General features: G+C 71.6%; 8 protein-coding genes. 6 read left to right on the forward strand and 2 right to left on the reverse strand.

Translation table 11 applies throughout. The features are described from left to right. Window positions 1-37 precede the first annotated feature (37 nt). Together gltB and ACFZA0_RS04485 are read left to right on the forward strand one after the other, a co-directional pair. Window positions 38-4,633: a glutamate synthase large subunit gene (gltB, locus tag ACFZA0_RS04480; RefSeq protein WP_391011051.1), complete on the forward strand. Its 4,596-nt coding sequence runs from the start codon at window positions 38-40 to the stop codon at window positions 4,631-4,633. Further along, on the forward strand, window positions 4,626-6,086 hold the full coding sequence (locus ACFZA0_RS04485) for a glutamate synthase small subunit (protein WP_391011054.1): 1,461 nt from the start codon (window positions 4,626-4,628) through the stop codon (window positions 6,084-6,086). Before gltB ends, ACFZA0_RS04485 begins: the two co-directional genes overlap by 8 nt. Before the next feature lie 157 nt (window positions 6,087-6,243). Here ACFZA0_RS04485 and ACFZA0_RS04490 read toward each other — a convergent pair whose 3' ends face one another. Next, window positions 6,244-7,143, reverse strand: a complete 900-nt coding sequence (locus ACFZA0_RS04490) for a chitosanase (RefSeq protein WP_391011057.1) — start codon at window positions 7,141-7,143, stop codon at window positions 6,244-6,246. Between the two features lie 213 nt (window positions 7,144-7,356). Between ACFZA0_RS04490 and ACFZA0_RS04495 the strand changes: the two genes are divergently transcribed. Next, window positions 7,357-9,054, forward strand: a complete 1,698-nt coding sequence (locus tag ACFZA0_RS04495) for a cytochrome b N-terminal domain-containing protein (RefSeq protein ID WP_391011059.1) — start codon at window positions 7,357-7,359, stop codon at window positions 9,052-9,054. Window positions 9,055-9,105: 51 nt separating this feature from the next. Here ACFZA0_RS04495 and ACFZA0_RS04500 read toward each other — a convergent pair whose 3' ends face one another. Continuing rightward, window positions 9,106-10,047, reverse strand: coding sequence for a hypothetical protein (locus ACFZA0_RS04500; protein ID WP_391011061.1), 942 nt, complete (start codon window positions 10,045-10,047; stop codon window positions 9,106-9,108). A 154-nt stretch (window positions 10,048-10,201) separates the two neighbouring features. Between ACFZA0_RS04500 and ACFZA0_RS04505 the strand changes: the two genes are divergently transcribed. From ACFZA0_RS04505 to pepN, 3 genes are all read left to right on the forward strand, one after another. Continuing rightward, on the forward strand, window positions 10,202-10,546 hold the full coding sequence (locus ACFZA0_RS04505; RefSeq protein WP_391011063.1) for a chorismate mutase: 345 nt from the start codon (window positions 10,202-10,204) through the stop codon (window positions 10,544-10,546). A gap of 149 nt (window positions 10,547-10,695) precedes the next feature. Further along, window positions 10,696-11,319 (forward strand): response regulator, encoded by a 624-nt coding sequence (locus tag ACFZA0_RS04510; protein WP_391011065.1) that lies wholly within the window; start codon window positions 10,696-10,698, stop codon window positions 11,317-11,319. A 52-nt stretch (window positions 11,320-11,371) separates the two neighbouring features. Continuing rightward, window positions 11,372-13,867 (forward strand): aminopeptidase N, encoded by a 2,496-nt coding sequence (gene pepN, locus ACFZA0_RS04515; RefSeq protein ID WP_391011068.1) that lies wholly within the window; start codon window positions 11,372-11,374, stop codon window positions 13,865-13,867. Window positions 13,868-13,872: the final 5 nt, after the last annotated feature.

Here is a 13,872-nt window from a genome sequence, read left to right on the forward strand (position 1 = left end):
AGGGTCCCCCAGCCACCTGACGACGACGGGAGAGCCGATGCGTACGCCGCGCCAGCCGTCCCAGCACTCCACGAACGGCCGAAACTGGTCCTTCATGGATGCTCGCCCTGCTGCGCAGGGTATGTACGACCCCCGCAACGAGCACGACGCCTGCGGCGTCGGCTTCGTCGCCACCCTCACCGGCGAGGCGCGCCACGCGCTGGTCCAGCAGGCACTCACCGTGCTGCGCAACCTGGAACACCGCGGCGCCACCGGCTCCGAGCCCGACTCCGGCGACGGCGCGGGCATCCTCTCCCAGGTCCCCGACGGCTTCTTCCGCGAGGTGGCCGGATTCGACCTCCCCGCGGCCGGCGGCTACGCGGTCGGCATCGCCTTCCTCCCCGAGGACGACACCGACGGCGCCGTCTCGCGCATCGAGACGATCGCCGCGGACCAGGGCCTGACCGTCCTCGGCTGGCGCGACGTCCCCGTCGCCCCCGAGCTGCTCGGCGCCACCGCCCGCTCGACGATGCCCGTCTTCCGGCAGATCTTCGTCACCGACGGCGTGTCCACCGGCATCGACCTCGACCGCCGCGCCTTCATGCTGCGCAAGCGCGCCGAGCGCGAGGCCGGCGTGTACTTCCCGTCGCTGTCCGCGCGCACGATCGTCTACAAGGGCATGCTGACCACCGGCCAGCTCGAACCCTTCTTCCCGGACCTGTCCGACCGCCGTTTCGCCTCCGCGATCGCGCTCGTGCACTCCCGGTTCTCCACCAACACCTTCCCGAGCTGGCCGCTCGCCCACCCCTACCGGTTCGTCGCCCACAACGGTGAGATCAACACCGTCAAGGGCAACCGCAACTGGATGCGTGCCCGCGAGTCGCAGCTCTACTCCGACCTGCTCGGCCCGCAGGACAAGCTGGAGCGGATCTTCCCCGTCTGCACCCCGGACGCCTCCGACTCCGCGTCCTTCGACGAGGTCCTGGAACTGCTCCACCTCGGCGGACGCTCCCTGCCGCACTCCGTGCTGATGATGATCCCGGAGGCCTGGGAGAACCACGCCTCCATGGACCCGGCCCGCCGCGCGTTCTACCAGTTCCACTCCACGCAGATGGAGCCCTGGGACGGCCCCGCCTGCGTCACCTTCACCGACGGCACCCAGGTCGGCGCGGTCCTCGACCGCAACGGCCTGCGCCCCGGCCGCTACTGGGTCACCGACGAGGGCCTCGTCGTCCTCGGCTCCGAGGTCGGCGTCCTCGACATCGACCCCGCGAAGGTCGTCCGCAAGGGCCGCCTCCAGCCCGGCCGCATGTTCCTCGTGGACACCGCCGAGCACCGCATCATCGAGGACGACGAGGTCAAGGCCGCGCTCGCCGCCGAGAACCCGTACCAGGAGTGGCTGGAGGCCGGCGAGATCGAGCTGGGCGACCTGCCCGAGCGCGAGCACATCGCCCACACCCACGCCTCGGTCACCCGCCGCCAGCAGACCTTCGGCTACACCGAGGAGGAACTGCGCGTCCTGCTCGCGCCGATGGCGAAGGCCGCCGCCGAGCCCATCGGCTCCATGGGCACCGACTCGCCCATCGCCGCGCTCTCGCAGCGCCCGCGGCTGCTGTTCGACTACTTCACCCAGCTCTTCGCCCAGGTCACCAACCCGCCGCTGGACGCGATCCGCGAGGAACTGGTCACCTCCCTGCGCTCCGCGCTGGGCCCCCAGGGCAACCTCCTCGACCCGTCGGCGGCCTCCTGTCGCAGCGTCGTGCTGCCCTTCCCGGTCATCGACAACGACGAGCTCGCCAAGCTCATCCACATCAACGCCGACGGCGACATGCCGGGCTTCAAGGCCGCCACCCTCTCCGGTCTCTACCGGGTCGGCGGCGGCGGCGAGTCCCTGGCCGCCCGCATCGACGAGATCTGCTCCGAGGCCGACGCCGCCATAGAGAACGGCGCCCGCCTCATCGTCCTGTCCGACCGGCACTCCGACGCCGAGCACGCGCCGATCCCGTCGCTGCTGCTCACCGCGGCCGTCCACCACCACCTCATCCGCACCAAGCAGCGCACCCAGGTGGGCCTGCTGGTCGAGGCCGGCGACGTCCGCGAGGTCCACCACGTCGCCCTGCTCATCGGGTTCGGCGCCGCCGCCGTCAACCCGTACCTCGCGATGGAGTCCGTCGAGGACCTCGTCCACGCGGGCACCTTCCTGCCGGGCATGGAGCCCGAACAGGCCATCCGCAACCTGATCTACGCCCTCGGCAAGGGCGTCCTCAAGGTCATGTCCAAGATGGGCATCTCCACCGTCGCCTCCTACCGCGGCGCCCAGGTCTTCGAGGCCGTCGGCCTCGACACCGCCTTCGTGGAGAAGTACTTCAACGGCACCGCCACCAAGATCGGCGGCGTCGGCCTCGACGTCATCGCCAAGGAGGTCGCCGCCCGGCACGCCAAGGCGTACCCCGCCACCGGCATCGCCCCGGCGCACCGCGCCCTGGAGATCGGCGGCGAGTACCAGTGGCGCCGCGAGGGCGAGCCGCACCTGTTCGACCCGGAGACGGTCTTCCGCCTCCAGCACTCCACCCGCGCCGCCCGCTACGACATCTTCAAGAAGTACACGGGCCGCGTGAACGAGCAGTCCGAGCGCCTGATGACGCTGCGCGGCCTGTTCGACTTCACGTCGGACCGCCCCGCGATCGACATCGACGAGGTCGAGCCGGTCAGCGAGATCGTCAAGCGCTTCTCCACCGGCGCCATGTCGTACGGCTCCATCTCCAAGGAGGCGCACGAGACCCTCGCCATCGCCATGAACCAGCTCGGCGGCAAGTCGAACACCGGCGAGGGCGGCGAGGACGCCGACCGCCTGTACGACCCGGCGCGGCGCTCCAGCATCAAGCAGGTCGCCTCCGGCCGCTTCGGCGTCACCAGCGAGTACCTCGTCAACGCCGACGACATCCAGATCAAGATGGCCCAGGGCGCCAAGCCCGGCGAGGGCGGCCAGCTGCCCGGCCACAAGGTCTACCCGTGGGTCGCCAAGACGCGGCACTCCACCCCCGGCGTGGGGCTCATCTCCCCGCCCCCGCACCACGACATCTACTCCATCGAGGACCTCGCCCAGCTCATCCACGACCTGAAGAACGCCAACCCCAGGGCGCGCATTCACGTCAAGCTGGTCTCCGAGGTCGGCGTCGGCACCGTCGCCGCCGGTGTGTCCAAGGCGCACGCCGACGTCGTCCTCATCTCCGGCCACGACGGCGGCACCGGCGCCTCCCCGCTGACCTCGCTGAAGCACGCGGGCGGCCCCTGGGAGCTCGGCCTCGCCGAGACCCAGCAGACGCTGCTGCTCAACGGGCTGCGCGACCGCATCGTCGTGCAGACCGACGGCCAGCTCAAGACCGGCCGCGACGTCGTCATCGCCGCGCTGCTGGGCGCCGAGGAGTTCGGTTTCGCGACCGCGCCGCTCGTCGTCTCCGGCTGCGTCATGATGCGCGTCTGCCACCTCGACACCTGCCCCGTCGGCATCGCCACCCAGAACCCGGTGCTGCGCGAACGCTTCGCCGGCAAGGCCGAGTACGTCGTCAACTTCTTCAAGTTCATCGCCGAAGAGGTCCGCGAGATCCTCGCCGAACTGGGCTTCCGCAGCATCGAGGAGGCCGTCGGCCACGCCGAGACCCTCGACGTGACCCGCGCGGTCACCCACTGGAAGGCCCAGGGCCTCGACCTGGAACCCCTGTTCCACGTCCCCGCCCTGCCCGACGGCGCCGCCCTGCACCGCACCACCGAGCAGGACCACGGCCTGGAGAAGGCACTCGACAACGAGCTGATCAAGCTCGCCGCCGACGCCCTCGCCGCGTCCAGCGCCACCGACGCCCAGCCGGTGCGCGCCCAGATCGCCATCCGCAACATCAACCGCACGGTCGGCACCATGCTCGGCCACGAGGTCACCAAGCGGTTCGGCGGCGCGGGCCTGCCCGAGGGCACCATCGACATCACCTTCACCGGGTCCGCCGGCCAGTCCTTCGGCGCCTTCCTGCCCAGCGGCATCACGCTGCGCCTGGAGGGCGACGCCAACGACTACGTCGGCAAGGGCCTGTCCGGCGGCCGGGTCGTCGTCCGTCCCGACCGGGGCGCCGACCACCTCGCCGAGTACTCCACCATCGCGGGCAACACCATCGCCTACGGCGCCACCGGCGGCGAACTGTTCCTGCGCGGACGCACCGGCGAACGGTTCTGCGTGCGCAACTCCGGCGCGCTCGTCGTCTCCGAGGGCGTCGGCGACCACGGCTGCGAGTACATGACCGGCGGCCAGGCGGTCGTCCTCGGCGAGACCGGACGCAACTTCGCGGCCGGCATGTCCGGCGGCGTCGCCTACGTCGTCGACCTCGACCGCGACAACGTCAACCCCGGCAACCTCACCGCGATCCAGCCCCTCGACGACACCGACCGGCAGTGGCTGCACGACGTCGTGCGCCGCCACCAGGAGGAGACGGGCTCCACGGTCGCGGGCAAGCTGCTCGCCGAGTGGGACACCGCCGTCGAGCGCTTCACGAAGATCATCCCCAGTACGTACAAGGCAGTGCTCGCCGCCAAGGACGCCGCCGAGCGGGCCGGCCTCACCGAGGCCGAGATCACCGAGAAGATGATGGAGGCGGCGACCAATGGCTGATCCCAAGGGCTTTCTCACCCACGAGCGCGAGGTCGCCACGACCCGCCCGGTCCCCGAGCGCGTCCGCGACTGGAACGAGGTCTACGTTCCCGGCTCGCTGCTGCCCATCATCAGCAAGCAGGCCAGCCGCTGCATGGACTGCGGCATCCCGTTCTGCCACAACGGCTGTCCGCTCGGAAACCTGATCCCCGAGTGGAACGACTACGCCTACCGCCAGGACTGGGCCGCCGCCTCCGAGCGGCTGCACGCCACGAACAACTTCCCGGAGTTCACCGGCCGGCTGTGCCCCGCCCCGTGCGAGTCGGCGTGCGTCCTCGGCATCAACCAGGCGCCCGTCACCATCAAGAACGTCGAGGTCTCCATCATCGACAAGGCGTGGGAGACCGGTGACGTCGCCCCGCAGGTGCCCGAGCGCCTCTCCGGCAAGACCGTCGCCGTCGTCGGCTCCGGCCCCGCCGGACTCGCCGCCGCCCAGCAGCTCACCCGGGCCGGCCACACCGTCGCCGTGTACGAGCGCGCCGACCGCATCGGCGGCCTGCTGCGCTACGGCATCCCCGAGTTCAAGATGGAGAAGCGGCACATCAACCGGCGCATAGAGCAGATGCGCGCCGAGGGCACCCGCTTCCGTACCGGCGTCGAGGTCGGCCGCGACATCAAGGCGACCGACCTGCGCAAGCGCTACGACGCCGTGGTCATCGCCGCCGGCTCCACCACCGCCCGCGACCTGCCGGTCCCCGGCCGTGAACTCAAGGGCGTCTACCAGGCGATGGAGTACCTGCCCCTGTCGAACAAGGTCCAGGAGGGCGACTTCGTCACCTCCCCGATCTCCGCCGAGGGCAAGCACGTCGTCGTCATCGGCGGCGGCGACACCGGCGCCGACTGCGTGGGCACCGCCCACCGCCAGGGCGCCGCGTCCGTCACCCAGCTGGAGATCATGCCCCGCCCCGGCGAGGAGCGGAACGACAACCAGCCCTGGCCGACCTTCCCCATGCTCTACAAGGTCACCTCCGCGCACGAGGAGGGCGGCGAGCGGGTCTACTCCGTCAACACCACCCACTTCGAGGGCGACGAGGAGGGCAACGTCCAGTCGCTGCACCTCGTCGAGGTCGAGTTCGTCGAGGGCCGCCTGACCCCGAAGCCGGGCACCGAGCGCAGCATCCCCGCCCAGCTCGTCACCCTGGCCATGGGCTTCGTCGGCCCCGACAAGGAGAACGGCCTCGTCGAGCAGTTCGGCCTGGACCTCGACGAGCGCGGCAACATCACCCGCGACGCCGACTTCCAGACCAACGTCCCCGGCGTGTACGTCGCCGGTGACGCCGGCCGCGGCCAGTCCCTCATCGTGTGGGCCATCGCGGAGGGCCGCTCGGCCGCCCGCGGCGTCGACCGCTTCCTCGCGGGCGCCAGCACCCTGCCCGCCCCGATCCGCCCGACGGACCGCTCCCTGATGGTCTGACCCACCCCGGGCGGCCTCCAATCGGCCGCCCCCACGACTGTCCCGTACAACGGCGTACGGAACACGAGACGGCGCCTGCCCCAGTCCCCGACCGGACACGGGCGGGCGCTGTCGTGTGCGCGGCCGGGCGGCGACGCGGCGGCGGCGGGGGGCGGCGTCACGCCACCTTGTACGTCTCCCCGTACACCTTCCACACCAGCGGTGTCCGCAGGTCCAGGTTGCCGTCGTACAGGAACTGCCGCTGGGCCGTGTCGATGCGGGACGTGTCGATGTGCGGGTTCTTCGCGCGCATCGCATTGCGGCGGACGTCGAGGAAGACGTCAAGGAACTGCTTCTCCTTGCCGCCCTGGGAAGGGGAGTTCGCCTCCTTCAGCGCCTTCTCGCGCAGGCCGTAGAAGCCGTTCGGGTCGGTGCCGGGGCCGTGGAAGACCATCGCGTCGTAGTAGATGAACTGGCCCAGCGTGCCCAGGCCGTCCAGCTTCGCCAGGCGCACCGCCGGGTCGAAGTAGACGCGGTCCCGCTCCTTGTCCTGGGCCGTGCGGAACGCCGGGACCTTCGCCTCCGCCTTCCACGCGCCGGTGAAGTGCGGGTCAAGGCCCGCGTGGGAGTCCGTGCCGTCGACCTCGCGCAGCGCCGGCAGATAGCGGGCGAGACCGTTGGCGGGGTGCTCGTCGGTGTACCGCTGCACCAGGGTCAGCAGGTCGTGCGTGCCGGTGCAGAAGCCGATGATGCCGGCCGTGTAGCCCTGCCCGTCCCCGATGTCCTCGATGTAGCCGTAGGCGCTGCGCCAGTCCAGCGTGGAGTTCTCGGCGCTCGCCACGATCTGCTGCGCGAGGTCCTTCTTCCTCGGCGCCGCCAGCCCGGCGGGCAGGTCCGCGATCACCTCGTCGTCCTCCGACCGCTCGGCCCGCGCCTTCGCGTCCTCTCCCGACCGGGGCGCCTGGTACGTGCCCTGCGAGGCGGCGGCCTCGTCGGAGTGCGCGGGCGTGAGGAGGTAGACCGCGGCCGTGACGAGTACGGGAACAGCCGCGAAGGCGAGGCAACCGGATCGCTTCATGGCACACAGGTTACGGCGCACGGGGCCGGCCCGGCCCCCTCCCGGCCGGCGGCGCGGACAGGGGAGGGGCCGGAGGTCGGCACGAGGTCCCGGCAGTCACAGCAGCCCCAACAGGCGCGCACACAAGGGGAGTTGGGCGTTCCACCCGCACCCCGCCGTTGGCTTGCCCCGGCCCCCGTGCCACCCTGGAACGATCGAACGGGGAGGCGGCGCATGGACGACGCACGAACGGTCAGCAGCGTTGACGGCAAGGCGGTTTCGGAGCGCGGGCCCGACCGCGGGCGGGGGCCCAGCGACACGCGTGAACGCGGACCCGAACCCGGCAAGGGCGAACGGCTGGCGGACTGGGCCGACGGAAGGGTCGGCCTCTACGCCCTCGCCAAGGCCAACATGCGCAAGGTGTTCCCGGACCACTGGTCCTTCATGCTGGGCGAGATCTGCCTGTACAGCTTCATCATCCTGATCCTCACCGGCGTCTACCTCACCCTCTTCTTCGAACCCAGCGGCGCCGAGGTCGCCTACCACGGCTCGTACGGGCCGCTCAACGGCGTCATCATGACCAAGGCGTACGAGTCCACCCTGCACATCAGCTTCGACGTGCGCGGCGGCCTGCTCATCCGGCAGATCCACCACTGGGCCGCGCTGGTCTTCCTCGCCGGGATGCTCGTGCACATGATGCGCGTCTTCTTCACCGGCGCCTTCCGCAAGCCCCGCGAGGTCAACTGGTTCTTCGGCTGGACCCTGCTCATGCTCGGCCTGCTGACCGGACTGACCGGCTACTCGCTCCCCGACGACCTGCTGTCCGGCACCGGCATCCGCTTCGCCGACGGCGCGATCCTGTCGATCCCGGTCATCGGCACGTACCTGTCGTTCTTCCTGTTCGGCGGCGAGTTCCCGGGGCACGACATCATCTCCCGGCTGTTCCCCGTGCACGTCCTGCTGCTGCCCGGGATCATGCTGGGCCTCGTCGTCGCCCACCTGATCCTGGTCTTCTACCACAAGCACACCCAGTACCCCGGCCCCGGCCGCGACGAGAAGTCCGTGGTCGGCATGCCGTTCCTGCCCGTCTACATGGCCAAGGCCGGCGGCTTCTTCTTCCTCGTCTTCGGCGTCCTCGCCCTCCTCGGCGGCATCGCCAGCGTCAACCCCGTGTGGGCGTTCGGCCCCTACCGGCCCGACCTCGTCACCACCGGCGCGCAGCCCGACTGGTACCTCGGCTTCTCCGAGGGGCTGATCCGCGTGATGCCGGGATGGGAGATCAACGCCTTCGGCCACACCCTGGTCCTCGGCGTGCTCATCCCGTTCCTGCTGTTCCCGCTGATCCTGCTCGCCCTCGGCGTCTACCCCTTCGTCGAGGCGTGGATCACCGGCGACAAGCGCGAGCACCACATCCTCGACCGCCCCCGCAACGCCCCCGCCCGCACCGGCCTCGGCGTCGCCTGGCTCAGCCTCTACGGGGTCCTGCTCATCGGCGGCGGCAACGACATCGTCGCCACGCACCTGCACCTGTCCATCAACCTGATCACCTGGTGCGTACGGATCGGTTTCTTCGTCGTCCCCGTCCTCGCCTACGTCGTCACCCGGCGCATCTGCCTCGGACTCCAACTCCGCGACCGCGACAAGGTGTTGCACGGCCGCGAGACCGGCGTGATCAAGCTGATGCCGCACGGCGAGTACACCGAGGTCCACGAACCCCTGTCCCAGGGCGCCCTGTTCACCCTCACCCAGCACGAACAGCCGCCCCCCTACGAGATCGGCCCGCTCGTCGACGACAACGGCGTACGGCGGCGCGTCACCCCCGGCCAGCGGCTGCGCGCCCGGCTCTCCCGCAGCCTCGGCGGCCCCGGGGCGGCCGTCCCCAAGCCCACCCCGCAGGAGTACCGCGAACTCACCTCCGGCGACCACCACTGACCGCGCGGGCCGCCGCCCGGGGCGCCCAACACGCCCCGGAACGCGGCCCGTTCACGTGTCGCACTCCAGCACCGTGCGGCACAGCCCGCACCGCGCCCGCACCCGCCCGCGCACCGGCACCCTGATCCGCTGATGACACGTCGGGCACGGGAACGCCACCCGCAGCCCCGCCCCGCCCGCCACGCCCCCGTCGGACGCCGAGAACGAGTAACGCACCTCGTCCGACCGGCTGTTGGCCCCGCCGCCGCCGCCGCCGCCGCCGCCGCCACCGCCGGCCCGCGCCCGGCCCCGGTCCCGGGCGTACCGGCGCCGGCCCGGCCGGCCCGCTCCCGTCAGCGGCGGCTGCTCCTCGTCGCGGCGCGCCCGCGCACTGCCCGCCACGTACGCCTCGTACGCCTGCGCACTGGTGAACCACACCGACGGGTCCTCCCCGAACACCCGCGCCCGTTTGGCCAGTACGTACCCGAACTCCTCCGGCGTCAGGTAACCCAGCTTCTGCGACGACACCCCGTCCTGCCGGAACGCGTCCAGCAGCAGCCAGCCCGCCCCCAGGTACGCCGCCGCCGTGTCGGTGAGGATCTCGTTGTCGTGCGTCCCGGGGAACGACAGGTCGAGGCGGTGCAGGTACACGTGCATCACCTCGTGCGCGAGCGCCGCCCCGATGTCCCGCCGGTGCGTACGGAAACGGTCGTTCAGCTCGACGAAGTACTCCGGCCCCGCGGCGAGTTCGACACCCGCCGCGTGCCGCATCTCGCGGAACCCCACGATCATCCGCGCCTCCGGCAGCCGGTAGTGCCGCACCAGCTCCCGCGCCACCCGCTGCGCCCCCAGATGCAGATCGTCCCCGTCGGCGAACGCCACGTCCGCCGGGGCGACACTCGCGTCGAAGGCGTGCACGGTGTCGTACGACAGCCGCCGGTACAGCGCCGTGATCGACGCCCGCACCGTCTCCAGATGCGGGAACCCGTGCACGACAGGCCCGTCGTCCGCCACGCCCACCACCCCCCCCAGAACCTGCAACTCCCCACCAGGGTAGAAGCGTTGGGCGAACGGGGCGCCCCCGCGACCGCCCCCGCCGCACGCGCCCCGGTCCGCCTGGTGATCCGCCCCCGGCACCCCTGCCGCACCCCACGTAGGGTGGTCGACCATGACCACCAGCAACACCGCAACCGGTGACGCCGCCGCCCGCCAGGAACTCGCGCGGCTCCGCGACAGCATCGACAACATCGACGCGGCCGTCGTGCACATGCTCGCCGAACGCTTCAAGTGCACCCAGCAGGTCGGCCACCTCAAGGCCGCCCACCACCTGCCGCCCGCCGACCCGGACCGCGAGGCCCGCCAGATCGAACGCCTGCGCGCACTCGCCGAGAACGCCAAACTCGATCCGGCATTCGCTGAAAAGTTCCTGAATTTCATCATCGGCGAGGTAATCCGCCACCACGAGCGCATCGCCGAGGACACCGGCAACGGCACCGCCCCCACCGCTCACTGACCTCGGCGGACACCGCGCCCGCCGCGCGGCGCGCCCGGTACGGCACCCGCCCCGCCGCACCGGGACGCGCACTCCGTGTCACCCGGCGGGCACCCGGTGTCAGGAAACCCGACGTAAGCTGGACCCTCCACGCGGGAGGGACATCAGACATGCCGTCGGATGCCAAGATCCTCGTCGTCGACGACCACGAGGACACGCTCTACGCCCTGGAGAACGCGCTCGCACCCCTGGGCCGCGACATCGTCCGCGCCACCAACGGCGACGACGCCCTCAAGCAGGTACTGCGCGGCGGTGTGGGACTCCTCCTCCTCGACGTCCGCATGCCCGGCACCGGCGGCCTCGACGTCGTCCGCTACCTCGGCCGCCTCGAACAGACCCGGCACATACCGGTCGTCCTGCTCACCGGCTTCGGCGCCGACCAGGAACTCACCGCCGCCGCCTACGACCTCGGCGTCGCCGACCTCCTGCTGAAACCCGTCGAACCGTGGGCCCTGCGCACCAAGGTCCGCCACCTCTTCGACATCCACCAGCGCTGCCTCGCCGCCGAACGCGAGGTCCGCGAACTGCGCGCCCTCCTCGCCGCGGGCACACCCCCGCCGCCCGGCGAACCACCCGGCCCGCACCGCCCCGACGCCCGCGTCCCACCCCAACGGGACCCCCAGCGGGACCCGGCGCGCGACCCCCGCCACGACACCGCCCGGCCCCCTCGCCCCGAGCGCACCCAGCGGACCCACGACACGGGACAGCGCACCCAGGACACGAAACAGCCGTGACCGGCCACCCGAACCCGTACCGGGCTGTGCCCCGCGAGCGGCATCGGGCAGCATGGCACGCATGTCCGTACTCACGCGCACCGAAGCGCAGACCCGCGCCCAGCTCCTCGACGTCCACCACTACGCCATCGACCTCGACCTGACGACCGGGGACGACACCTTCGACTCCCGCACCGTCGTCCGGTTCACCGCGCGTGCGGACGCGGACACGTTCGTCGAGATGAAGCCCGCCGAACTGCGCTCCGCCACCCTCGACGGGCAGCCCCTCGACATCACCACCCTGCACGAGAACCGGCTGCCCCTGACCGCCCTCACCGCCGGCGAGCACGAACTGCGCGTCGACGCCTCCATGCGGTACTCCCGCACCGGCGAGGGCATGCACCGCTTCACCGACCCCGCCGACGGCGAGACCTACGTCTACACCCAGCTCTTCATGGAGGACGTCCAGCGCGTCTTCGCCGCCTTCGACCAGCCCGACCTCAAGGCCGTCTTCGAACTCGCCGTCACCGCCCCCGACGGCTGGACCGTCCTCGCCAACGGCATCACCGAACACCTCGGCGACGGCCGCTGGCAGGCCGCCGCCACCCCCCTCATCTCCACCTACCTCGTCGCCGTCGCCGCCGGCCCCTGGCACTCCGTGCGCACCGAACACCGCGGCCTGCCCTTCGGCCTGCACTGCCGCCGCTCGCTCGCCCCCCACCTCGACGCCGACGCCGACGAACTCCTCGACATCACCAAGCAGGTCTACGACCGCTACCACGAGAAGTTCGAGGAGCCCTACCCCTACGACTCCTACGACCAGGCATTCGTCCCCGAGTTCAACGCCGGCGCCATGGAGAACCCCGGACTCGTCACCTTCCGCGACGAGTTCGTCTACCGCTCCGCCGTCACCGACACCGAACGCCAGACCCGCGCCATGGTCGTCGCCCACGAAATGGCCCACATGTGGTTCGGCGACCTCGTCACCCTGCGCTGGTGGGACGACATCTGGCTCAACGAGTCCTTCGCCGAGTACATGGGCTACCAGACCCTCACCGAAGCCACCCGCTTCACCGACACCTGGACCGACTTCGGCGTCGCCCGCAAGCCCTGGGGCTACGACGCCGACCAGCGGCCCTCCACCCACCCCGTCGCCCCCGACCCCGAGGCCGTCCCCGACACCGCCTCCGCGATGCTCAACTTCGACGGCATCTCCTACGCCAAGGGCGCCTCCGCGCTGCGCCAACTCGTCGCCTGGCTCGGCGAGAAGGACTTCCTCGCCGGCATCAACATCCACTTCGCCCGGCACAAGTTCTCCAACGCCACCCTCGCCGACTTCATCGACTCCCTCGCCGCCGCCACCGAACGCGACGTCCACGCCTGGGCCGACTCCTGGCTGCGCACCACCGGCGTCGACACCCTCACCCCCCGCCTCGACACCACCGACGGCACCACCACCCTCACCGTCGACCGCGACGGCAGCCGCCCCCACCGCGTCACCGTCGGCCTCTACGACCAGGACCTCGTCGACCCCGGCGTCCTCACCCCGCGCGAACGCCTCGAACTCGACGTCCCCCAGACCGAACCCCACACCCTCGGCCGACGCCCCGCCCTCGTCCTCCTCAACGACGGCGACCTCACCTACGCCAAGGTCCGCTTCGACGACGAGTCCGCCGAGACCGTGCGCACCGCACTGTCCGGACTGCCCGACCCCCTCACCCGCGCCGTCGTCTGGAACGCCCTCCGCGACGCCGTCCGCGACGGCGAACTGCCCGCCTCCGCCTACCTGGAGGCCGCCCGCACCCACCTCCCGCACGAGACCGACCTCGCCCTCGTCGACGCCGTCCTCACCTTCGCCCGCACCCAGGCCGCCGACCGCTACCTCGCCCCCGAGGCACGCCCCGCCGCCCTCACCACCCTCGGCCACCTGTGCCGCGACCTCGTCCGCCGCACCGAGGACGGCACCGACCCCGGCCTGCGCCTCATCGCCGTACGCCACCTCGTCTCCGTCGCCACCCAGCCCGAGACCATCGCCGGCTGGCTCACCGACGGCACCGTGCCCGGCGGCCCCGAACTCGACCCCGAACTGCGCTGGCGCGTCCTCGGCCGCCTCGCCGTCCTCGGCGCCGTCGACGAGGACACCATCGCCGCCGAACTCGAACGCGACCCCAGCGCCACCGGCCAGGAAGGCGCCGCCCGCTGCCGCGCCGCCCTGCCCGACCCCGACGCCAAGCACGCCGCCTGGCAGTCCCTCTTCGAGGACGACAGCCTCTCCAACTACCTGTTCACCGCCACCGCCCAGGGCTTCTGGCAGCCCGAACAGGCCGAACTCGTCGCCAGTTACGTCCCCCGCTACTTCGCCGACGTCGTCGCCCTCGCCGACCGCCGCGGCCCCGCCATCGCCGACGCCGCCGGCCGGTACGCCTTCCCCGCGTACTCCGTCGACGCCGACACCCGCCGCCTCGGCGAGGACTGCCTCGCCGACGACCACCTCCTGCCCGCCCTGCGCCGCCGGGTCGCCGACCAGCTCGACGACCTCGCCCGCGCCCTGCGCGTCCGCGAAGGCTGAGCCCG

The organism is Streptomyces sp. NPDC008150 (genome assembly GCF_042956945.1).
Lineage (GTDB): Bacteria > Actinomycetota > Actinomycetes > Streptomycetales > Streptomycetaceae > Streptomyces.